Raw genomic sequence first — 21,816 nt, forward strand, 5'->3', positions numbered from 1 at the left:
TGCTGTTGTCAGATTCAGAAATGTTTATCAGACTCTACAGGAACAGGATATAAATGAACGCATCGTATTCTTTCAAGCAATTCACACTTCCCGCGCTCTGCCTCTTGATGCTCACGCAGGCAGGCTGCTTCGGCGGTTCAGACCAGCTGGAGACGGCAGAAGTGCATGGCAAAGTGACTTATAAGGGCGAGCCTCTCGAAATGGGGACCGTGACCTTTATTCCAGAAGGTCCAGGGAAATCCGCCGCGGGCGAAATCCAGAAGGACGGCACCTATACCCTGACGACCTACACGAAAGGGGATGGCGCTACCATCGGCAAGCACGGAGTCATGGTGATCTCGGAACGGGATACCTCCAACCTGCCGGCCGAATCGGCGGAAGCGAACGTGGATCTTTCCCTGATCCCGGAAAAGTACAGCATGAGCCCCAAGACTTCCGGTCTCACCGCCGAAGTCAAAGAGGGGGATAATGAAATCAATTTTGATCTGGAAGAGTAATCTATCAGACCGCAGTGACAGGCAATCGTTGTCCGGGCGCATGCGTCCCGATTCAGGCAATGGGTCTCTGCAGGTTTGACACGATAGAAGTTGACAGTTCCAGAACAAATTGAAGGCGAGAGGCGATCTCTTTCTGCAGAGGGAGATCGCCTTTTTTATTTCACTCGTGTGACAGAAAATCAGATCAGCGAGTCAATCGTCAGCATAACCAGGATCACCACACCGATCGCCAGCTTACCTACCACACCCAGCAATCGCCCCACAAACGCGGCCCGGCTGATTTCCATGCGGTCCACATCCAGGTTCCCTTTCCAGGCTTCTCCCAGGTAAGCGCCCAGATAAGCACCTACGGCGCCGCCGAGAATTGCCCCCACGACCGTGCCCACAGGCGGAAACACGGGAGTCGCCACCGTCGCGCCCATCACGCTTAACAGGAACGTGCCCAGTAGCGCCAGAATCATCGCCCGCCGACTGGCCCCTTTTTTCGCAGCCCCCGCAGAACTGCCCAGCGCTTCAACCAGTTCTCCCAGCCCCGCCAGCAGAATTGCGATCACCAGTACTGTCAGCGAAATTCCCTTGCCGCTTTCCTCAGGCATGAACAGGTAAAACAGCGCTGAGAGAAAGACCATGATCCAGTTGCCCGGAATCAGAAACAGAATCGAGGCCCAGGCAGCGAAATTCGCCAGGAACAGCAGCAGCGCCATCAGGTAGTAAAACGTGAAGGGCAGCCACTCGGTCAACCACTCAAAGGACATAGGTGTTACCAGATCTGAGTCAGAATAGTGTGTTTAACGGCCCCGGATTCATAAAACGGGAGTTGCAGGGGGCACTCTTATAGTTCGTCAATCGACTTAAATTATTGCAGAATGCAAAAATAAAGACGAATGTAAAGCCTGGTTTTGAGGTTAATCTGGTAGCATGTAATGGGTACGACGTGCAGGAATGTGTACTTATGGATATGTTTCTGTGCGGTCTGGAAGGACAATGATTGTATTTGTCTCTCTTCAGGGGTAAAATCTGACATTTGACGCACCATTGATGGACGGATTTTCTTATAATCATCAATGATATCCGATGTCAGTTGCGGGCGGCGATCTCCGTGCGGCCTGTGAGTGACACCGTTTCCCGTGCAGACGTACAAAAGCGCGTGCTTGAATTACAGTCTCATCCCAAGGAGCAGACCGTGAGTATTGCCAATTCCACCAGAGACGTTCATGTCGAAGAAATTGTGGACGTCGAACAACGCAACTGGCTCAACATGAAGGAAGTTCCCGCCTGGTTTATCAGTCTCGGGGTCCACCTGCTGATTCTGTTTGTCCTGGCAAGCATCACCCGCATTACGCTCCTCGATTCGGAACATGCGATTATCTCGTCCATCGAAGAACTGGACGACAATGTTTTCAAACTTGATCCCACCATCCAGGATGTCGTCGGTTCGTCCGGCGATACCGAGATTCTGGCCCCCTCCATGGCGGCCGCTCCTGTTTCAGCTAAAGAGCAGCAGGAAGCACTCAAGGATCAGCTGGAAAATGATATTGAAACTCCCGAACCGGTCTTTGATGACAACCTGACTCAGCCCGCTCAGGAAGAACTGACGGCTGCCGTAGAGGTCACCGGCGAAACCGACCGTCCGGGCGGAGTAGCAGGTGCCATCGATCGTCTGACCCTCGAAATCGCTGCCGCTGTCAAAGAGAAAAAACTGCTGGTGGTCTGGCTGTTCGACGTCTCTCCTTCAGTCAGCAAACGCCGTAACGAAATCGCCGATCGTTTTGAAAACGTCTACAAACAGTTGGGTATCCTTGAAGCTGCCGAAAATGAAGCCTCACTCAAAACCGCTGTGGCTGCCTTCGGTTCAACAACACAGTTCGTGACCAAAGATCCGGTCAGCGATGTCAAAGAAGTCGTTTCCCAGATCCGTTCGATCAAAGAAGATACATCCGGCGATGAAAACGTCTTCGCCGCTGTGAACCAGGTTTCCAAACGCTGGTTGTCTTACAAACGCTCCAGCCGTCGCAACATGATGGTCATCGTGGTAACCGATGAAGCAGGCACCGATGCCGTTCAGAACCTGGAAGAAACCATTCTGCTTACCAAGCGTAACGGCATTAAATGCTACGTCGTGGGGAACGCATCCCCCTTTGGTCAGCAGGAAGTCATCACCCAGTTCGAAATTGAGCCGGGTGTCGAAGTACCTGCCGTCTCCGAATCCGGTCCGGAAACTGTATTGCCCGAACGCATCAAACTGCCGTTCTGGGGCCAGTCCGATTACGACATTCGCCAGATCAGTTCGGGCTACGGTCCTTATGCTCTGACGCGGCTTTGTGCGGAAACCAACGGGATCTACTTCATCACCGAAGATACCACTCCCAACTTTGACGCTGCCGATATGCGGGACTACCATCCCGATTATATCTCCATTCGCGATTACGAGCGAATGCTCACACAAAACATGGCTAAGCAGGCGCTCGTCCGAACAGCCGCAGCAACTCGACTTTCTGACCGTCGACTGCCGCAGCCCACCCTGGAATTTCCTGCCAATAATGATAACGTTCTCAGGCAGGCGATTACTGAAGCCCAGAAGCCGGTCTCGCAGCTCAGCTACGGCTTGAATGAACTGCAGGTCATGCTGGAACAGGGACTCAAAGATCGTAAGAAAATCACAGAACCCCGCTGGCGTGCCAACTACGATCTGGCATTGGGACGCGTCCTGGCCAACCAGGCACGTGCTCACGGATACAACACGATCCTGGCCGAAATGAAAAGTAATCCCAAGGTCTTCGAGACAAAAGGCAACAACGCCTGGAGACTGGTGGCCGCCAAAGACGCACGTTCCAGCCCAACTGTCCGGAAACTGGAAAAGCAGGCCATGGAACTCCTGAATGGCGTGATTGACGAACATCCTGGAACTCCCTGGTCCTACCTGGCTGCCAAAGAACTGGAAAAACCGCTGGGCTGGAAGTGGCAGGAAATGAAGATGAACCTCGACAACAGCGGTAACCGGGTCCGAACACCGAACCCACGTTTTGAAGAAGAACAGCGTAAGAGAAGAGAAGCGCTGAAGAAACGCGGTATCACCGGAAACAAACCGCTGAAGATCTGATTTACCTAACTGAATACACCGACAATACTTGAGTTTTATACCGAGGCTCCTGAGATTGCAGGAGCCTCGGGTTTCTGACATATCATTTCAACTGATTTTTCAAGACTCGTTTCTGCAACATCCAACGCCGAAACAAAGCAGGCACAACACTTTGAAAGCAGTTCGCTGAGAAAGTGCCGGGGGGATTATTACTGATGGCTCAAGCGCGAGACTATTCAGCCTTTTTTACGTCTTTGATCGTTCACGCTGTGATTCTGGTCGGCATGGGACTGATTCATCATCAGCTCACCGACAGTCAGCCCGAAGTCGCCATCGAAACCATCTTCGATGACGAACGCGATCAGGCGGAATTCGAACAGGTTCTGGAAACCAATCTTGAAGTCTCTGAAAATCTGAGTGTGACCTCCGGTGGCATGGTCTCGACGAACGTCGGTGCCTCAACGTCAACCGCCGTCTCCTCTCAGAAAATTGAAACCTCCGAGAGTCTCAAAGAGCCGGAAATCAAAATCAACGCCGGCGAAATCACAGCCCCCGGCGATGACATCCTGGGCGAAGACCTCGGCGTCGGTGAAGTCACCGGTGAAGTCGGTGCTGTCGTCGAAGGTTATGGCACCGCCATGAGTCGTATCTCCAAAGAGCTGATCCGCATCATGCGGGAAGAAAAAATTCTGGTGGTCTGGCTCTTCGATGAATCGGGCAGTATGAAAGACGACCAGAAAGAAATCTCTGAGAACTTCAATAAGATCTACAGCGAGCTGGGTATCGCCGCCAAACAGGAAAAGAAAACCCGCGAACGGGACCAGACCCTGCTGACGGCCATTCTCAGTTACGGGGCCACCGTGCATGTGCATACCCCTAAACCTACCGTGGACGTCAAAGAAGTTCAGGACGCCATCGGCAAAATTCCCATCGATGAAACCGGTCTGGAAAACATGTGCCAGACCGTCGCGGCCACGATCGACAAATACAGTACCATGGCCCGTAAAACCGACCGCCGTCTCTGTATCGTCTGTGTGACCGACGAGTCCGGCGATGACGGTGCCGCCGTTGAAGAAGTCATCACCCGTGCCAAACGGATGAAGTCTCCCATCTACATCCTGGGACGTGAATCGGTCTTCGGCTATCCCTATGCCCGTCAGCTCTGGCGCGATCCGGTTTACAATCTGCCGCACTGGATTCAAATCAATCGGGGACCGGAAACCGCGTTCCCCGAGTCCCTGCAATACGACGGTCTGCACGGTCGCTGGGATTCCTTCTCAGCCGGGTTCGGACCTTACGAACAGGTTCGTATCGCCCGTGAAACCGGCGGTATCTTCTTTGTTCTGCCCGGTAAAGAACAGCGTCTGGCTGGTGCCGGCAGCAACCAGGAGCGGCAGTTCCGCTTCCAGGATATGAAAGAGTATCAGCCTCTGTTGCTCTCGCGGCGCGATTACGATGCCTCGCGCTCAGCCAGTAAGTTCCGTTCTTCCATCTGGAAGGTGATCGTCACGCTGAATCCACACCTGGATAAGCAGTTGAATATCAAGGAACTTTACTATCCACTGCAGAAGAAAGAATTTTACGAAGCCGGCAGTAAGGAAGTTCCCAAGGCCATCCGTGCCATGGGTCTCCTGCAGAAAGCTGTCGACATTCTGGAAGACATCGAACCGCTGCGGGCTCAGGAAAAATCCTCCCGCTGGCGTGCTGCTTACGACCTGACACTGGCGCAGTGTCTGGCCTACCGCGTTCGTCTGTTCCAGTACTGCCTGGCCATGGACTCGCATGCCAAAAACATGCCTGCTCCCAAGGATCAGAAGAGCAACACCTGGAATGTGAGACGTGGTAAAAAGTTATTGCCCCCCGATCCGGTTCAGGTCAAACTTACCAAGGTCAGCCCGGAAGAGCTGGATAAGCAGCTGAAGAAATCGGAAAGCCAGTATAAGTTCGTAATCAAAGAGCATCCCGGTACCCCCTGGGCACAACGGGCGCAATACGAACTCAATCAGGGGTTCGGCATGTATTTCGAAGAACACTTCCGTGATCCACGCTACGACAAAGTCGGTAAGGAAATCAAAGTTCCTAAGCTGTAAGCAGGCTTGAATTACTAAAGATACTTAACACAGGCAGAGCACTTTTCGGAAAAATAGCCGGGAAGTGCTCTGTTTCCTTTTAACGGGTGCAACGCCTGCGTAGCATATAGAAACTGAGCAGAGAACCGTCTCTTATTTCTGATCCGCTTCCAGGAGTGATACCCACAATGAACAAATACCGCTCGCAGTCTTACTTCAATGTCTTCACCGGTCTGATGGCAGCCCTGGTGATCTCCTCCGTTCTGGGCAGCACAACTGCCTGCTCCGGTGATAACAACGCAGCTTCCTCTGATGGCTGGGTTGACCTCTTCAACGGTAAAGATCTCACCGGCTGGAAGATTGCAGAAGGGGGCCCTTTTGAAGTCAAAGATGGCGTGATCGTCGTCACCGGGAAGCGTTCGCATCTCTTCACCGAAGAAGAGTTCAAGAACTTTGAATTCAAAGCAGACGTCAAAACCACCCCGGGCAGTAACTCCGGCATCTTCTTCCACACCAAATTCCAGGAAGAAGGCTGGCCGACTCAGGGGTACGAATCGCAGGTCAATGTGAGTCACAAAGACCCGGTCAAAACCGGCAGCCTCTACAACCGCGTCAAACTCTTTAAGACACCTGCCAAAGATAACGAATGGTGGACGCAGCACATTATCGTCAAAGGTCGTCACGTGATTGTCAAAATCAACGACGAAACCGTGATCGATTACACCGAACCCGAAGGAGCCACCGGATCACCCTCACTGGGAGACAAGGGAAGCTTCGCTATCCAGGCACACGATCCCAAGAGCGTGGTTTACTACAAGAACATCAAGGTGAAGCCACTGGCTGACTGAACCTGATCGCGTTATATTGAAAGTCTGTTATCGGCCCTCGTTACATAACGAGGGCCGTTTGCATTCGACTGACATCCGCTGCGGAGAACTGAGACGTGAAACCGGGATTTAACACCAACGGTCTGGCCTTCCATCGCTGGGATGATGCCCTCCGCCTGATTGCCGAGACCGGTTATACCTCCGCAGCGATCACCGTCGATCATTACACGCTCAATCCGTTTGCTCCCGAACTGTCCCGGCAGATCGCAGCGATGCAGCAGCTGCTGCAGGAATGTCAGCTCTCCACTGTCATCGAAACCGGTGCCCGCTTCCTGCTGGATCCCCGCGTCAAACACGAGCCGACACTCGTCAGTCCGTCTCCGGAAGAGCGGGACCGCCGCATCGACTTTCTCAAACGCTGTGTCGATCTGGCCGCCGCTCTGCAGTCTGACGCCGTCTCATTCTGGGCCGGTCAGTTGAAAGCAGACCTGCCCCGCGTCGAAGCACTCAACAGGTTAGCCGCCGGCTGTCAGGAGGTCATCGACTACGCTGCTGACAAAGAGGTCCGTCTGGCTTTCGAACCGGAGCCGGGTATGCTCATCGAGACGCTGGCTGATTTCGAGGAACTGCTCACGCTCGTTGACCATCCCTGCTTTGGACTGACTGTCGACATCGGTCATCTGCAATGCATGGGAGAGCTGCCCATCAGTGAATATCTCAAACCCTGGCGTGAGCGCATCTTTAACATCCACATCGAAGACATGCGACAGGGCGTGCACGATCACCTACGCTTCGGAGAAGGGGAGATCGACTTCGAAGACGTATTCGCCGGCCTCAGACAGATTGACTATCAGGGAGGACTGCACGTCGAACTCAGCCGCCACAGTCACATGGCCCCTGATGTACTGCGCGAGTCTTTTGCCTTCCTCCAGCAGCATCTGCAGACAGGTTGACGGATCGACACCTTTTTCTGTGTTGCTGCCTGTTTTTTGAGGCCTTCCTGCCGCAAGTGTAACGGTTATGCCGCATAGCAGGGTTAAAACACTCTGGTTGCAGCAGACCGCCTCTGATTCTCGATATTGAAAGATAGCGGGCAGGAAATGCGCAGTTGCTGCGCCGGTGACGGGCAGGGGACAAACTCCTGGCTCTTAATCCCGGATTTGCGCTGCGTTGGCAGATCCAGGCACTTAATTCGATCTCAAGTCAGCATGGCCTCCTCAATTACTAAAACCTTTGACTTGTTGGCGCAGAGCAGAAATTCGCATGCGATCAACGCCTTGATCCTGGCACTCGACGTCGAAGACGAGTTGATCCAGGAACAGGCTGTCTTTGCGCTGCTCCAGCAGCAGAGTGCCCGTGGTCTGGTCGAAGTCATCCGGCGGTACGCTACTCACTCGCCGTCTGTCCGCAAGCTTTTGGAAACACATACCAAAGCCCTTGATGCCGCCATCCGTCAATGTCTGCTGCACGGCAACCGGGAGCTGCAGTACTGTGGCCTGGAGTTCGTCCGTGTGAACCACGATTTCAGGCAGATCCCCGCGCTGATCGATCTGTTTGAAAACAAGCGGTTGGTCAACCATCAACCCGACCTGGCCACGCAGACGCTCCGCCATCTGATCGGTCTGTTGTACGAGCATTTTCTCGATCGCTCCGTCGACTCCGCTTACTCCCGTTCGTTTCTGAAGAACGCCAAAGAGATCCGCCGCGAGATCCTCAGTTCGCTGATGAAAGCCTCCGAAAATCTCCCCGAATTCGATCGTCCCGAAGAGATCATGGAGAGCCTGCTGATCCTCGGCAATGTCGATGACGCCGCCATTCGTAAGATTCTCTGGCACTCCGATCCGGAGACGCGACGACTGGCAGAAGAAGTCCTCCACGAGAGCAAGCACGTCGGCGTGATGCAGCTTATCTGTGATTTCACCGGCGTAAGCTATCCCAACACTAAAGCCCTGGAGGCACTCGCGAATCGCGAAGATCCCGAGTTCATCGCACACCTGCTCCGCTGGCTGCCCGAACATCCGTCGGAACTGCAGCAGACCAACTTCCGACAGATCGGCAAGCTGGCCTGGCTCGAAGCCGATCACCAGGACTTCACTCGCATTCCGCCTGTGTTACAGACCAGCGTCATTCGGTTGATCAGTCTGCTCGACCTGGATCTGCCCAGTAAGAAGCAGGCACAGCGCTGGATGCTGCAGTATGGAACCCCGGCCGCCAAGGAAGCCGCGATCTCGATTCTCCGTAATCCCGACCGCGCCGAGGTTGCTGAAATGGTTCTGGAAAACCTCGACTCCGAAGATCCGGTGCAACAGGCCTGGGCGACCTGCCAGCTCCGTGCGCAGCATGTCCCGGATGCCATGAATCTGCTGGTCGAAAAAATCGACAGCCCCATCGAAGAAGTTCGGGAAGCCGCCCGCCGCGAACTCGCGAGTTTCGACGTCGATTTTGTGCTGGAACACTTTGAAGAATTCAGTCCCCAGGTCTGTCCCTCTGTCGGCAGACTGTTGCTCAAACTCGATCCCCGTTGTCTGATCGATTTGAGTCGGGCCATGGCACATCCGTTGAAGAAACGCCGGATTCAGGCTGCCCGCTGTGCACAGGTCTTACAGTTGCACGGAGAAGTGATTCCCGCTCTGAAAGCCCTCACCGAAGATTCGGATGAACTGGTCCGCCGTACCAGTGCCGAGATCCTGGGCACGCTTTCCACCCCCGAAGCCCGACAGGCGCTGCTGCACCTGGTAAGTGATGAGAAAACACGTGTCCGCGAAGTCGCCATCAAAGCCCTCCGGGTTCCGGAAAAGTCAAAAGAAGTACCCGCTGACCAATCAGCAACTGAGAAGGGAGAGTAATCGATGTCCTATGATTTCTTTCTGACCCTCGCCGGTCACACCGATGATGTTTCGCGTGCCTTTCGTAATCGCGGAGTCCTGCAGGAAAACTGGTTGCTGATTACCGCGACGATTGTCATCAGTTCCATCTGGCTCGGACTCTATCTCTGGGAAAACCTGCAGATTCAGCGGAAGGCCAGCGCCGATACTCCGCAGGGACTGTTTTACGATCTGTGTAAAACGCATCGATTGAGTCGTACGGATATCAGCTACCTGCTAAAAGCCTCGGAAGAACACGCACACGAACAGCCCGCGCTGGTGTTTATCGATCCCGGCATCCTGCACCTGCATGCCTCGGATGGCGGGACCGATGCCCGCTATTACGAAGAGCTTTCTAAAAAGCTGTTTCAGCGCTAAGCGACGTTTCCGCAGCCACACCAGGTCGCGCGATATAATACTCGTGCAGTACATCCTCGGGCAGCAGGCGATATTCCAGATTTCCCAACCCTGCTGCTGTCAGACTGCTACACAACGCTTCTCTGCCGCGTTCGTTACCCGCTGCTGGACGCTCGACTCCGGTCAGATTCCGCAGACTGCAGATGGATAAGAGCAAAGCCGATAGCGGGTGCTGCAGATTTTCTTCCCGGCTGCGCGAACAGGCCAGTTCTCTCAGCAGCAACGTACCATCGGGTCTGAGTGCCATCTGGACGGCTTGCAGCATCTCTTCCCGTTCCTGCGGCGCCACGGTGACGTCAAACACGGTGATCAGATCGAAGGCATTGATCGCATGAATGGCTGTCAGTTCCCGCTCGATAAACGCGACATTCTCCAGCCCCTGCGCTGCGGCACTTTCGCGTGCCTGTGCAATCAACTCGGCCGAAGGATCATAACCCACAAACCGACTCTCTGGAAACGCGGTCGCCAGTTCCAGCAGCAATCTACCATCGCCACAACCCAGGTCCAGTACATCCAGGCCTTCGCAGAGTTGCATGATCAAACCGGGAATCAAAGGCAGGATCTGTTGAAACAACTGATTCGTAAATGACGTCGAACGCTCTGCACTCTGTGCCTGCAGGATCTGTTCGCGGGTTTCGTCTGATAGCGGTGCTCCCGCGCGCAGACTCTCTGCCAGCTCGTCCTCCAGTTTCCCCAGCAGTGTCAACCAGCGCAGGCTCTCCTCGTATTGGGCGGAGCCGGTCAGAACTTCCGCATGTTCGCGTGGCAGTCGGTATGTCTGAAAGATTGGATCATACTCCACCAGCCCGCCTCCCTGCATGGCCGTCAGCCAGTCGGCGACATACACTTGTTTGAGACCAGCTTCTGCTGCAATTTCACTGCTCGTGGCATGCTCCAGCAGACTCATGACTTTCCAGAGTCCCGTCCGGTAACCCAATGCGACCAGTAACGCCAGGCTTCCCTGGTTAATCTTATTTTGCAGCTGGTTTTCAAAAGCGACGGTCCGATCTTCAGAAATGGTCAGTGTGGTATAGCTGGTTGTCATTCAAAGTCTCCCCTCAAAGAAAATGAATTTGTGTCCTCTACTGACTACCAGGCGCAAAACCACAGCAGCTGTTACAGGGTTTTTCAAAAAAAGCTGATATGGGAAAGGAGGGGAATACCTCGCGGCGGGTTTTGCTGATGGGTCATTTGTAAATCCTTGATTTTGAACAGGATACGATTTCTCTTGTGCTCTCAGGACATCTGTGTGAAAAAATCTTTAAACTCTGGGCGGACAACAACTGTTTTGCTGTGTACAATCAGTTAGTGAAATGAAGTAATTTGAGAAGACATTTTTAATTGACGGGCTCCTGCAACGGAGCGGTTCAAAACGGTGCCGGAACTATCTGAGACAGGATTCAGAAGCAGGCAGAGGGAGAGCGGGCTATGTTTCGACAATTGACTTTAGTATCAACGATCGTGGTAATTGCGCTGGCAGGGATCGGTTGTTTTCTGTTGAGTTCTGATTCAACACAAAATGCCGTCGCCGACAAGCAGCAGGGTTCTCCTGCGCCGCCTCTCAAATTGCAGTCCGATCCTCGTGTGCTGGAACGGACCAGGAAACTCGAAGAGATCAATCAGATACTTGCGAGCCGGGTCCCGCATATCACGGAGACCGCTGGTACCTCACATACCCATGAAACAGAAACCTGGCAGGACCCTGCGCTGGAACGGATCTATCAGCAGATCCGCAATCAGAAACTGACAATCTGGTTGCCCCGGAATGGTGAGCCATTCTCGATCTGGGTCGGCAATCCACAGAAGACCGTCGACGGCAAGAAAGTCTTTAACCACACCGAAGCACTCACCAACGCGATTCCTCACATTAATCAGCTTCCGTTCCCGGTACGTATCTGGTTCTATGGAACCCGGGATCAATCTAATCCGGAACTGGGAGCCTGTGTGGAGACGCTGACAAAGATTGAAAAGCTGCACAGCGTGAAATTTTCCTACTGTCGCATCAGTCAACGCGGGTACGAGGCTCTTCATGATCTCCCCCAATTGACCGATCTGGAAATCCTGCATTCGCATCTCGATGAAGCAGCCCTGAAACACATCGCTGAGCTCGCGCAGCTTCGTCGCCTGCATCTCAGTTTTGGCGATCAGAAGATATCCACCATCGCTGCAGAGCAACTGCTCGATATCTCTGAACTGGAAGACTTCAAACTGCAGATCCACCTGGAGCCCAAAGAGGTCGGACGCTTCTGGAAAAAACTGGCCGGCTGTGAATCGCTGGTCAAACTGGAAGTCGACTGTGGAAAAGTCAGCCAGGACATGATGTATAACTTCCTCACAAAAGGGGATCACCAGCGACTGAAGAACTGGACCATCCGGGAACACATTCCCCGCCAGAAACTCGCCGACGCACTGGCCCTGGCCCCCAACCTGGAAGTGCTCAAGGTCCCTTCCGGCACTCCGGATGAGATGGAATATCTGCTTGAGCGTCTCGCAGAGCAGAATACGAAGCTCCGCTCGCTGACCATCGGCTGGGACTCAGGAGAGCATCTCAAAGGCAGACAGGCCCGCAAAGCACTGCAGTTGCTCTCCGCCTTCCCCAATCTCCAGCAGGTACACATACCTGTCAAGTTGCCTGACGTCAATGCACTGGAACCGCTCACGCGTCTGCATCAGCTCGAATCTTTTTACTGTCGTAATCTGAATCTCCATCAGTCGACTCTGATTTACCTCGCCCGCATGCCCGCACTCAAGCATCTCACCGTGCGAACTCTCTCATTCTCTGATGAATCAGCGCATCTGCTGCCCTGGCTCTCCCATGTGGAGACCCTCGAAATCGAATATCCGCAGTCACTGACCAATAAACGACTCATGCTCCTGGCCACCATGCCCGAGTTACGCGAACTCAAATGGTGTGATATTGGTTCAGAACAATCCGCTTCGCTGAGTGATGATGTCAAAGCCCGGTACCCGTTTATCAAATACAGTGTCTGCGGTAAGTAGCATCAGCCGGTCGTGAGACCAATGAGTCAACGCGTATTGAAGTTCCCGGGAGCCCCGTCTTCTCTGAATAAACGGGAACCTGCGTCTTTACGGGGCGCACTCCGGAAGGGACTGCCTTGTATGCAATCAACCTGACTAAACCGGGACCACCGCGCAGGCTGAAACCCCGACAGCAGGATCAGAAACTGCTCAGTCTGTCGATGTCACCCGACGGACGTTTCGTCCTGTTCTGCAGTGATCGACCTTTAGAGGAAGACTAAAGAGCAGTTAAAAAGAGTAACTCGCTCAGGCCTGAATTGACTTCACAGAAAATTCATGCAGCGATTCCGGCCAGATAGCCCGAAATGTATTATCGGTCACATTACGATAGCCGGCACGCACACGTTCCATCAGTGGATGTTCAATCTTTCCACGAATGCGGCTTAAGACGTTTTCCGGATCATCCACGGTCAGAAACAGATTCATCTGCGAGCTGCCGAAATCGTGTCCGTCCACGGTCGCCTTGCCATCTTCCTGAATTTGTTCAATCAGCACCGACTCCAGGTCTACCAGTGAATCATAGTCAGGAATTACAGTTCCCGTGAATTGCAGAACGAGTTGATACTTCATAAGAGAGCCCCCTGTTCAAAAGAAAGAAACGGCGGGTCACAGAACATTGGACCGATGTGCCTCACGGAATTGAGGCTTAAGACTGGTGTTAATATATTATAACGGTGAGACGACGAGTCTTCACACAAGGTTCGATGAATTTCCTGTGATTATCCCAAAGCGGATTTCTCTGTCAAAATAGGCAGTTCTATCCGCTTGAATCACAAGTATGATGACAACAACAGGTTCAGATGAAAATGATTTAATTCGGGAAGCTTACAAAATGCTCAATCGGAGTTCATTTATTTGTCATAAAAATCTGTTGGCTTGCATTCTGGCCTGTCTGATCGCAGTTTCAGCGCTCTTTTTTCTGGTTCCGCCGCCGCAACAGACAGAAATCGCCTGGCAGGAATATTCCCTGCCGCACATCCAGCGTGACATGGATCAAGGCAAAGTCATCCTGATCAGCGCCATATCAAGCAAAGATCTTTTGATCCTCTTTTATGAGGCGCGCTACTCACGCGATCCTGCCATGCTGCAGTTCCTGCGCACGCATCCGGTTTCCTGTTATCGCATCGATCTCGCCAGCCTCTCCGAGGAACAGTTCCAGGCCTGGCAGGGATATTATGATTCGCTCTCCCCACTGGGCGTCGTGCTACTGGTTCAGACGCCGGAGAATGACGCGGTGATGGAAACCATCGAAGTCGACGGCGATCAACTCTCTCCACAGCATCTGATTTCACGTCTGGAAAAACTGCTCGTCCGCCGGAACACGCAGGGCGGTGCAGGCGTCTAAAACGTGCGCTCCATCAGGTATTTCTTCCAGTTCTCTTTTTCCAGCCGCTTGAACTCGCCCTCGATGTCAGTCCCGGTATAAAACGTGAGAATACCGTAAACCCGTTTGATTTCTCCCGGCGGACAGTCAGGAAAAATCGGATCCGAGTGCAGGCAGGGACACTTCTGATTCCCCCACGCTTTGAAGCAGGGAGTCCACCCCATGATCACCCAGTGGTTGCCCTTTGCAGACCGACAGGCAGCATACGGTGCGCGAAATACCTTGTTGTCATTGCTCTGTTGGGTGAAACCGTCCATCATCTTCAGCATCGCACAGTTCTGCACCCGCAACTTGGAAAGAGGCTCATCGGTGCCGTTCTTTAGCCACATCTCCATCAGCACCGCTTTCTGAAGAGGCAACACGATCGTTCCAAATTCGATGCCATTGGGCAGTCGACGCCGTGCTGTCATGGATCCGTCTTGATGGACTGACCATTCCCGCGGGGGCAGTTCCTTATTCTGCTGCGTCCAGATGGTAGGCACATGCGTGTGCGCGAGGTACGTCAGACCCAGGTTCGACCAGATCGCTTCCGGGATATCCAGCACGACATAGCTGTCTGGATCCCAGGGGGCAAACACGGAGATCTTCGTCTCCCGCTGAGGGTTGATCGCCCCTTCCAGAAAACCGATCCGCGGATGCCGACCACCCGGATACGGCTTCACCGTCAAGATATCCGCAGGCTTACGCTCCGGTGCGAGTCGCTCCTGCAGTTCAAACCGTTTCAGTGCCGACTTGATCTCCGGCTTCGAAAGCCCGGTCGCCTGCTGCATTTCATCCAGTGAATAGTGATGATACAGCGACATGTTCTCCAGCCAGTATTTCAGCTCCTCATCCGTCGCCGGCTTCCGTGCATTCGGAAAAGATTCCTCTGCACTGAGGGGCACAGCCAAACAGCAGCAGATCAAACTGAAAACAGCAACGCGACAAATCCACAACATCGGAGCACCTCGTGTTCTGCAAGATCGGTTCGGGTTCACATTTCTTATCCCGATTATAATACACTATTCTGCTCATCTCACCCTCATAGTAAAAAACGGTGGCAATGCTGGCTCGCCAACATTGATCGTGAAAACACATCAATAAACATAAAAAAATAGATGGGCTCGGATGTAGTCCGAGCCTAGCGCAGCGAGCAGGAGGTCTCAGAGGGTTCAGCCATTCCAGCAGCAACGCACCTCACCAGAAAATGCAGGGTGCGGACCCATGTGTCCGCCCGCCGGGCGAGGCCCTGATCAGCTCAGACATGACAGGAGCCGCCACGAACCTCACGAACGACACACATGAGAAATAATCCCATCGATTACAGAAAGAACCTGCTCAAAAACGTCACAAAACCAGCACGAATCACAGAAAAACTGAGCAGACGTTACCCCCTGCGGGTGATTTCCTCCCATCAAACCCCATCACTATAGACACGATTGCCCAATCCCCCTAGAATCGGCCGGTTTTTTATTGGTACTCCACACTCTGACAGCATCGGTCTTATTGAATGAATTCCCAGCAGACACTCGTGCCCCCTCCGGAAACGGATCCTCTTGTTCCTGAAAACACGTCTGCTAAGATGCCTGAGTCGGGCCGTTATGCAACACCTGACTGGGCGAATATCGGTTGGGTCGTCGCCATTCATCTGGGCGTCCTCGCAGCACCGTTCTGCTTCACCTGGACCGGTCTCTTCACCTGTATGTTCCTGGGCTGGCTCACCGGCGGCATCGGTATCTGCCTGGGCTATCATCGTCTGCTCACGCATGGCAGCTTCCAGACCTATCCGTTCATGAATCGGCTGATTGGATTGATCGGCTTGCTGGCAGGGCAAGGGCCTCCAATCCAGTGGGTCGCCAATCATCGTAAACATCACCTGCACAGCGACCAGCCCGGCGATCCGCATTCGCCCCGCGATGGTCGCTGGTGGAGTCACATCCTCTGGCTCGTTCCTTTTCACAGTGCAGAGGAAATTCAGGCGACCCATCAGCGGTTCGCCCCCGATCTGCTGAAAGACCCGTTCATGCGTCTGCTGCAGCGAACCTTCCTGTACTGGCACCTGGGTCTCGGCGCACTCCTCTACGGCATCGGCTACTGGGCCGGCGGTACAGAACTGGGCCTCAGCCTGCTCGTCTACGGCATGTTCGTGCGTCTGTTCTACGTCCTGCACGCAACCTGGTTCGTGAACTCAGCCACGCACATCTGGGGCTATCGCAACTATGAAACCACCGACGACAGCCGCAATCTCTGGTGGGTGGCTCTGCTGACCTACGGCGAAGGCTGGCACAACAATCACCACAAATACCAGCGGATGGCAAAGAACGGCCACAAGTGGTGGGAACTCGACATGACCTACGGCGCAATCCTCGTTCTCGAAAAACTGGGTCTCGCCTGGAAGGTCGTCAAAACCATTCCCCCAACGACAAAGCGACTGCCGTCAAACCACCCAAATTCGCTACACAACAGCAGGCAGTCCAGGCACAGGTCGACTGAAGTCACTCTTAACGTGTGCGCTCGGACGTAATCCGAGCCGAGCGCAGCGAGCAGGAAACTGTCAGGGGAAGCGTACAACCCAGAACGAAGCAGCCACCTCAATCGTTCTACAGGTGAGCTTTACCCACACTCAGAAACTGGATTCCGGACGAAAGCTCACTCTGTCCCCAACTGCTCCAGAGCCGCGGGCATCCGCTGAATATTGCCTTCCCGGTCCACGCACGCAATCACCGATTGGGCCACCGCCACGCTTTGACCATCGCGAAACAGCTCGTACTTGTGTACCAGTTTGGCCCCGGTCACTTTTTCCAGGGTCGTTCGCAGCGTCAGCACATCATCGTAGCGGGCCGGCAGCCGGTATTTGCATTCGATCTTAGCCACCACCAGCAGGTAGCCTTTCTCTTCCATCTCGCGGTAGTTACCACCCTGGGAACGGAAGAGCTCGGTGCGGCCCATTTCGAAGTACGTGAAGTAATTGCCATGATGCAGAAATCCCATGGCGTCCGTTTCGTTATAACGGACCCGGATTTCGATCTCATGCGAGTTAGACATCAGTCAAAACCATCCTTTGTCGAAATCAGAAGGCGTCTCAGGAGCGAACCGGACTGCTGGAGAGAGTCACATCGTAGGTCCGGTGTGCTTCTTCGCCGTTATCGTTCAGCGAATTCTCTACCGCGATCTGATACAGCTGACGACCCGACTCGGTCGGGTAAGTCGTATCGATACAGGCCTGGCAGAGAGAACTGCCGGGCAGACCTACGGCACGCGCGATCGAAGCCTTGGGCAGATACTTCAGCGTATCGGCACCAATCGCCTCGGCCATCGCTTCTTCCACTTCGGGGCTCATTTCGCCACCGTTCAGGAATTTGGGGGCGAACAGCTCGTTGATCGTCGACATGTCGATGCCGTAAAAACAGGGAGCAATGATCGGTGGACAGGCTACGCGGACGTGTACTTCCTTGGCCCGGCCCCGTTCCTTCAGCTGGCTGATCAATGCCTTCATTGTGGTCGAACGGACGATGGTGTCTTCCACCAGCAGTACCCGCTTCCCTTCCAGAACTTCTGGCAGCGGCGTGTATTTCGCCCGTACTTTGTCTTTACGGTTGGCCCCTTCGATAAAGGTTCGCCCGATGTAACGGTTACGGATCAAGCCTTCCAGACAGGGCACCCGCAGGGTATACGCCATACTGTCGGCGGCTGCTTTCGCGGTGTCCGGCACAGGTACGACGATGGTGTCTTCATCGATGGGCACGGTTTCCTGCTCGGCCAGTTCTTCACCCAGGCGTTTACGGGTGATATACACACTCTGGTCGTCCAGGGTACTGCAGACATTCGCGAAGTAGATCCATTCGAAGAAGCAGTGTGCCTTCTGTGTTGGCTTCGCATATTCGCGGATCTTCAGTTCGCCATCCTGAATCACAATCGCACAACCGGGGGCCAGGCTCTTGATCTGCTCGGCTTCGAAGCCCATGTTGGCCAGTGCCACACTTTCAGATGCAGCTGCGAACAGCGAACCATCAAAGGCATAGCACAACGGACGCAGTCCCACCGGATCGCGGGAAACGAACATGTTCCCCAACGCATCCAGGAAGACAATATTGTAAGCACCGTCCAGACGTTTGCTGAGCGTGGTCAGCATGTCGAACAGCTCGGCAGGATTCTCTTTGGAAAGCTCCTGCGAAATCAAATGCATCAGAATTTCGGTATCGGTTTCCCGGGCCAGATGGAAGTCGGACTCGGTCAGGATTTCCTTGCAGAGTTCCTGGTAGTTGGCCAGCTGACCGTTAAAACCAAAGGCGAACCATTTGGATTTCTGAATATGATGCCGTTCGAACGGCTGTGCGTAACTGCGGTCATCTTTACCACAGGTCGCGTACCGCACGTGGCCGATCGCCGCGGGGCCCTCATACTTCTTCATCAGGCTGTTGAAGGTCTGCTGATGATTCAGCTGGAAGACCTCGGTGACGGTTCCCACATCTTTGTGAGTATCGATCAACTGATTCCGGCCAGGGTTAAACGTAGTCATTCCCGCAGCCAGCTGGCCGCGATTCTGAATATCCAGCAGTAACCGGGAGATAAGTTGCGATGTCTTTTCAGGATCGCCCATGGGAGCCAGAGGACTGGGATCTCGGTTGGGAAGATGGTAGACGGCTGCAATTCCACATTCGTGGTATAGTTCCGACATAAATTGCCTTAGTTCGTGAAATAGAGTTTCGAAATCAGTGTGAACCGGGTGAACTATGCGGTAAATTGTTCCCGAGCCCTGCTTGAGCGTCAAACAGAATCAGCAAATTGAGAGAGAAAAACGTCGTTTTACAGGAAATCCCTTTGATTTACGACATGCTCGCGCTGATGATTAACTATGCTCCGGCCCCGGACTTCTATATTATATAAATATTAAGAAATAGGGACCCGGTGGCGAGTACCTCTTTGAAATTTTTTTGTGATTCCCGGAAAAAGTGCAGACTGTGAGTCTAACCCGTCGCGAAGTCATCGACTCAGCGGAAACGCTGGTAATTAAAATTGGAACAAACGTTCTCTCCTGCCCGGACGATACACTCGACCCCGCACGGATCGAAACGCTGGCCGAACAGATTCACCGTGTCAAAATGACCGGCCGCAAAGTCGTCGTCGTTTCCAGTGGTGCCATCGGTGCCGGCATGGGTTTACTGGGGCTCAAAGAACGCCCCCGCGATCTGGGGCACCTGCAGGCCTCCGCCGCTGTCGGACAGGCGCACCTCATCCGTCGCTATGACCGCTACTTACGCAAACACGGCTATCATGCCGCCCAGCTGCTCGTCACCGCCAACGATTTCAAAAACCGGACGCGCTACCTCAATGTACGTAACACCATCCATACGCTGTTTGAGTATGGTGCCGTCCCGATTGTGAATGAAAACGACACCGTCAGCATCCAGGAAATCAAGTTCGGCGATAACGATCACCTGGCCGCTATGGTCACCAGCCTGGTCAAAAAGCCGCTGCTGGTGATCCTCTCCGTCGTCGACGGTCTTTATAATGGCGATCCGAAATCTCCCGACAGTACCCGCATCTCTTCAGTGCAGGACTGGACACCCGAATTACTCGCGCTGGCGACCGACGACAGCAGCTCGCGGGGCACCGGGGGCATGAAATCAAAACTGCAGGCAGTCCGCTCGGCGACCGCCGTCGGTGAGAATGTCATTATCGCCAACGGAACTCAGGAAGGGATTCTGGATCGCATCCTGCAGGGCGAGGATGTCGGTACGCTGTTTCACGCCCAGGGTGCCTCGGTTTCTGCCTGGAAACGCTGGATCGGCTATACCATCCGCCCCAAGGGACGCTTTCATCTTGATGAAGGCGCCACCCGCGCCATTCGCGAAGGGGGCAAGTCGCTCCTGGCGATCGGCATCCGCTCGATTGATGGCACTTTCGAAAGCGGCGAAGCAGTCACCCTCGTCAGTCCCAGCGGAGAAGAATTTGCTCGGGGGCTGACCAATTACAATTCCGCCGATCTGGCAAAAATCATCATGCACCGTTCCGATCAGATCGCTTCCATCCTGGGATCAGTTCCTTATTCGGAAGTGATTCACCGCGACAACCTGGCCGTCCTGGAAAATCATCCTGCAGTCTAGGAGACAATTCAATGTGGTTTACCGAAACAGCCATTCCCCCCATTGCCATCTGCTCCGTGATTGCAGCCATCCTGTTTATCCAGTGGTATCTGAGGAGACAGTCAAAATACCTCGTGGGCATGGCAATTGCCCTGGTCATGCTGGGGGTTTCCTATCTGGTTGAAATCAGCATCGTGACGCCTCGCGAACGTGTCGAAGCCGACCTGTATGCACTGGCCGATGCATTTCAGCACAAACAAGTAGATGCGACAATGGGCTACATCAGCCCCCGCGCAATTCCGCTGCAAACCCTGGTCATGCTGGCGCTGAATACAGTCACCATCGACGGAGATCTGCGGATTACCGACGTCGAAACAGAAATGCTGGCCGATGACTCGATCGCCAAAACGCATTTTCGTGCCAATGGCGCGGCCACCTTTCGGGGCATCAGCGGTCGCGCCCCCACCCGCTGGGAACTGACCTGGCAGCAGATCGGGGGCGAATGGAAGGTCACTGAGGCCCGGCGACTGAACCCGATCACCGGCGACGAACTGCAGCCAATGGCCGTTCGCTGAGCAGACCGAAGATTATCTCTGGGCCACTTTGTAACCCTTGGGGTAACCCAGGGTCCGGGCAAAAAACTCTTCCATCATCGGAAATGTCTGGGTCTGGTCTCTCAAAAAGACCGCGTGGCCGGCACTGTCACTGCGATAGTAAGTCACATCCCGGGCACCGGCAGATTTCAACGCAGCCACGAACTGGTCTGCCTGGCTTACATCCACGAAGGGATCCAGTACGCCATGCATCACAAGCATCGGCGGGGCATCCGCACGGACGTAAGTGATCGGCGAGATTTTCGCGACTTCCGTTTTCAATTCGTCTTCGTTCTTCCATGTCAAATGGATCATCCGCGGGAGATGCTCGATGCCATCTGCCCAGCTCAGGTAGTCTGTCGGCGTCGCGGTCACACAGAATGCATTCAGTTGGCTGGACTGGTCGCGCCAGGGGGCACTTGAGTCTACCTGCTGACCCTGTTTCATCAATCCGACCAGGCAGACCATGGAACCGCCGTTCGCATTTCCAAAGGCGCCAATTCGTTCCGGATCAATCTGGTATTTATCTGCATGTGCCCGCATCCAGCGAATGGCGCACTTCAGATCTTCCAGGCAGTCAGCAAAGGGGGTGTCATCTGAATGACGATGATAAAGGCTGACGCAGACATACCCTTTGCGGGCGTAATGCAGGGGACCTGTCCGAGAGTGTCGAGTCGTATTGTTTCCGCCTGAACCACCCCCGGCATAAACAAAGACCAGGGCCGGACGTGGTTGAGTTTCCGCCTGCTGAGGCAGTACCAGGTTCATCCGCCAGCGGGTCTTTTTGCCGGGGTGATAGACAACATCATCGATGACTTTTAAGTCTTTGGGCAGGGGCACAATATTCGAACGGGGAATGGAACTCAGCTGGCGCGCCGGTTCTTTCTCCTGCTTTTTTTCCCCGTCCGGGATCAGGCAGGCTACGATTCCCAGAAAAACGATTCCCAAAACGACACGTGTTACGAAAACCGGCATTGCGCCC

General features: G+C 54.0%; 20 protein-coding genes. 13 read left to right on the top strand and 7 right to left on the bottom strand.

Features of this window, described 5'->3' with window-relative positions; translation table 11 throughout:
* Positions 1-53 precede the first annotated feature (53 nt).
* Entirely contained in the window at positions 54-497 is a 444-nt protein-coding gene (locus F1728_RS17455; RefSeq protein WP_228030216.1) for a hypothetical protein, read from the top strand.
* 179 nt (positions 498-676) lie between these two features.
* On the opposite strand, the gene F1728_RS17460 is transcribed toward F1728_RS17455, so the two are convergent.
* Entirely contained in the window at positions 677-1,252 is a 576-nt protein-coding gene (locus F1728_RS17460) for a DUF456 domain-containing protein (protein ID WP_155365169.1), read from the bottom strand.
* A 428-nt stretch (positions 1,253-1,680) separates the two neighbouring features.
* Here F1728_RS17460 and F1728_RS17465 point away from each other — a divergent pair, with 428 nt between their 5' ends.
* The 6 genes from F1728_RS17465 (at position 1,681) to F1728_RS17490 (ending at position 9,714) form a co-directional block, all read left to right on the top strand.
* Entirely contained in the window at positions 1,681-3,597 is a 1,917-nt protein-coding gene (locus F1728_RS17465) for a vWA domain-containing protein (protein ID WP_155365170.1), read from the top strand.
* Positions 3,598-3,791: 194 nt separating this feature from the next.
* Positions 3,792-5,666, top strand: coding sequence for a vWA domain-containing protein (locus F1728_RS17470; RefSeq protein ID WP_228030217.1), 1,875 nt, complete (start codon positions 3,792-3,794; stop codon positions 5,664-5,666).
* A gap of 167 nt (positions 5,667-5,833) precedes the next feature.
* Positions 5,834-6,493, top strand: a complete 660-nt coding sequence (locus tag F1728_RS17475) for a 3-keto-disaccharide hydrolase (RefSeq protein WP_155365172.1) — start codon at positions 5,834-5,836, stop codon at positions 6,491-6,493.
* A 95-nt stretch (positions 6,494-6,588) separates the two neighbouring features.
* Entirely contained in the window at positions 6,589-7,425 is an 837-nt protein-coding gene (locus F1728_RS17480) for a sugar phosphate isomerase/epimerase family protein (protein ID WP_155365173.1), read from the top strand.
* Between the two features lie 255 nt (positions 7,426-7,680).
* The gene (locus tag F1728_RS17485; protein ID WP_194242417.1) at positions 7,681-9,318 is read left to right on the top strand and encodes a HEAT repeat domain-containing protein; all 1,638 of its coding nucleotides are present in this window, start codon (positions 7,681-7,683) and stop codon (positions 9,316-9,318) included.
* Positions 9,319-9,321: 3 nt separating this feature from the next.
* A complete protein-coding gene (locus tag F1728_RS17490) occupies positions 9,322-9,714 on the top strand; it encodes a hypothetical protein (protein WP_145044648.1) in 393 nt (130 codons plus the stop codon).
* Here F1728_RS17490 and F1728_RS17495 read toward each other — a convergent pair.
* Entirely contained in the window at positions 9,692-10,798 is a 1,107-nt protein-coding gene (locus tag F1728_RS17495; RefSeq protein ID WP_155365175.1) for a class I SAM-dependent methyltransferase, read from the bottom strand. The two genes, F1728_RS17490 and F1728_RS17495, sit on opposite strands and share 23 nt — an antisense overlap.
* Positions 10,799-11,181: 383 nt before the next feature.
* Here F1728_RS17495 and F1728_RS17500 point away from each other — a divergent pair, with 383 nt between their 5' ends.
* On the top strand, positions 11,182-12,753 hold the full coding sequence (locus F1728_RS17500; RefSeq protein ID WP_155365176.1) for a hypothetical protein: 1,572 nt from the start codon (positions 11,182-11,184) through the stop codon (positions 12,751-12,753).
* A gap of 116 nt (positions 12,754-12,869) precedes the next feature.
* A complete protein-coding gene (locus tag F1728_RS17505) occupies positions 12,870-13,013 on the top strand; it encodes a hypothetical protein (RefSeq protein WP_155365177.1) in 144 nt (47 codons plus the stop codon).
* Positions 13,014-13,038: 25 nt separating this feature from the next.
* Here the strand turns inward: F1728_RS17505 and F1728_RS17510 are convergent, their stop codons facing one another.
* Positions 13,039-13,362, bottom strand: coding sequence for an ABC transporter (locus tag F1728_RS17510; protein WP_145044641.1), 324 nt, complete (start codon positions 13,360-13,362; stop codon positions 13,039-13,041).
* A 262-nt stretch (positions 13,363-13,624) separates the two neighbouring features.
* On the opposite strand from F1728_RS17510, the gene F1728_RS17515 reads away from it, so the two are divergent.
* On the top strand, positions 13,625-14,137 hold the full coding sequence (locus F1728_RS17515; RefSeq protein ID WP_155365178.1) for a hypothetical protein: 513 nt from the start codon (positions 13,625-13,627) through the stop codon (positions 14,135-14,137).
* Here F1728_RS17515 and F1728_RS17520 read toward each other — a convergent pair.
* Positions 14,134-15,060 (bottom strand): hypothetical protein, encoded by a 927-nt coding sequence (locus tag F1728_RS17520; protein WP_155365179.1) that lies wholly within the window; start codon positions 15,058-15,060, stop codon positions 14,134-14,136. The genes F1728_RS17515 and F1728_RS17520 overlap by 4 nt on opposite strands.
* Positions 15,061-15,665: 605 nt before the next feature.
* Here F1728_RS17520 and F1728_RS17525 point away from each other — a divergent pair.
* Complete coding sequence (locus tag F1728_RS17525) at positions 15,666-16,679, top strand: acyl-CoA desaturase (protein ID WP_155365180.1); 1,014 nt, start codon at positions 15,666-15,668, stop codon at positions 16,677-16,679.
* 125 nt (positions 16,680-16,804) lie between these two features.
* On the opposite strand, the gene F1728_RS17530 is transcribed toward F1728_RS17525, so the two are convergent.
* Entirely contained in the window at positions 16,805-17,200 is a 396-nt protein-coding gene (locus F1728_RS17530; protein ID WP_155365181.1) for an acyl-CoA thioesterase, read from the bottom strand.
* Positions 17,201-17,237: 37 nt separating this feature from the next.
* Positions 17,238-18,833, bottom strand: a complete 1,596-nt coding sequence (locus tag F1728_RS17535) for an amidophosphoribosyltransferase (RefSeq protein ID WP_155365182.1) — start codon at positions 18,831-18,833, stop codon at positions 17,238-17,240.
* 283 nt (positions 18,834-19,116) lie between these two features.
* Between F1728_RS17535 and proB the strand changes: the two genes are divergently transcribed.
* Both proB and F1728_RS17545 read left to right on the top strand, forming a co-directional pair.
* Positions 19,117-20,262 carry a glutamate 5-kinase gene (gene proB, locus F1728_RS17540; protein ID WP_145044624.1) on the top strand — a complete coding sequence of 382 codons (1,146 nt, stop codon included), beginning with the start codon at positions 19,117-19,119 and terminating at the stop codon, positions 20,260-20,262.
* Positions 20,263-20,273: 11 nt separating this feature from the next.
* Positions 20,274-20,816: a hypothetical protein gene (locus F1728_RS17545; RefSeq protein ID WP_155365183.1), complete on the top strand. Its 543-nt coding sequence runs from the start codon at positions 20,274-20,276 to the stop codon at positions 20,814-20,816.
* Positions 20,817-20,828: 12 nt separating this feature from the next.
* Here F1728_RS17545 and F1728_RS17550 read toward each other — a convergent pair whose 3' ends face one another.
* Positions 20,829-21,809 (bottom strand): alpha/beta hydrolase, encoded by a 981-nt coding sequence (locus F1728_RS17550; protein WP_155365184.1) that lies wholly within the window; start codon positions 21,807-21,809, stop codon positions 20,829-20,831.
* Positions 21,810-21,816 lie beyond the last annotated feature (7 nt).

It is taken from the genome of Gimesia benthica (assembly GCF_009720525.1).
Lineage (GTDB): Bacteria > Planctomycetota > Planctomycetia > Planctomycetales > Planctomycetaceae > Gimesia > Gimesia benthica.

Excerpts from the sequence above, each read along its gene's own strand:
- F1728_RS17530 (WP_155365181.1), bottom strand. The coding sequence starts at position 17,200 with ATGTCTAACTCGCATGAGATCGAAATCCGGGTCCGTTATAACGAAACG.
- F1728_RS17455 (WP_228030216.1), top strand. The coding sequence starts at position 54 with ATGAACGCATCGTATTCTTTCAAGCAATTCACACTTCCCGCGCTCTGC.
- F1728_RS17475 (WP_155365172.1), top strand. The coding sequence starts at position 5,834 with ATGAACAAATACCGCTCGCAGTCTTACTTCAATGTCTTCACCGGTCTG.
- F1728_RS17515 (WP_155365178.1), top strand. The coding sequence starts at position 13,625 with ATGCTCAATCGGAGTTCATTTATTTGTCATAAAAATCTGTTGGCTTGC.
- F1728_RS17525 (WP_155365180.1), top strand. The coding sequence starts at position 15,666 with ATGAATTCCCAGCAGACACTCGTGCCCCCTCCGGAAACGGATCCTCTT.
- F1728_RS17510 (WP_145044641.1), bottom strand. The coding sequence starts at position 13,362 with ATGAAGTATCAACTCGTTCTGCAATTCACGGGAACTGTAATTCCTGAC.
- F1728_RS17485 (WP_194242417.1), top strand. The coding sequence starts at position 7,681 with ATGGCCTCCTCAATTACTAAAACCTTTGACTTGTTGGCGCAGAGCAGA.
- F1728_RS17470 (WP_228030217.1), top strand. The coding sequence starts at position 3,792 with ATGGCTCAAGCGCGAGACTATTCAGCCTTTTTTACGTCTTTGATCGTT.
- F1728_RS17490 (WP_145044648.1), top strand. The coding sequence starts at position 9,322 with ATGTCCTATGATTTCTTTCTGACCCTCGCCGGTCACACCGATGATGTT.
- F1728_RS17495 (WP_155365175.1), bottom strand. The coding sequence starts at position 10,798 with ATGACAACCAGCTATACCACACTGACCATTTCTGAAGATCGGACCGTC.
- F1728_RS17550 (WP_155365184.1), bottom strand. The coding sequence starts at position 21,809 with ATGCCGGTTTTCGTAACACGTGTCGTTTTGGGAATCGTTTTTCTGGGA.
- F1728_RS17460 (WP_155365169.1), bottom strand. The coding sequence starts at position 1,252 with ATGTCCTTTGAGTGGTTGACCGAGTGGCTGCCCTTCACGTTTTACTAC.
- F1728_RS17545 (WP_155365183.1), top strand. The coding sequence starts at position 20,274 with ATGTGGTTTACCGAAACAGCCATTCCCCCCATTGCCATCTGCTCCGTG.
- F1728_RS17500 (WP_155365176.1), top strand. The coding sequence starts at position 11,182 with ATGTTTCGACAATTGACTTTAGTATCAACGATCGTGGTAATTGCGCTG.
- F1728_RS17535 (WP_155365182.1), bottom strand. The coding sequence starts at position 18,833 with ATGTCGGAACTATACCACGAATGTGGAATTGCAGCCGTCTACCATCTT.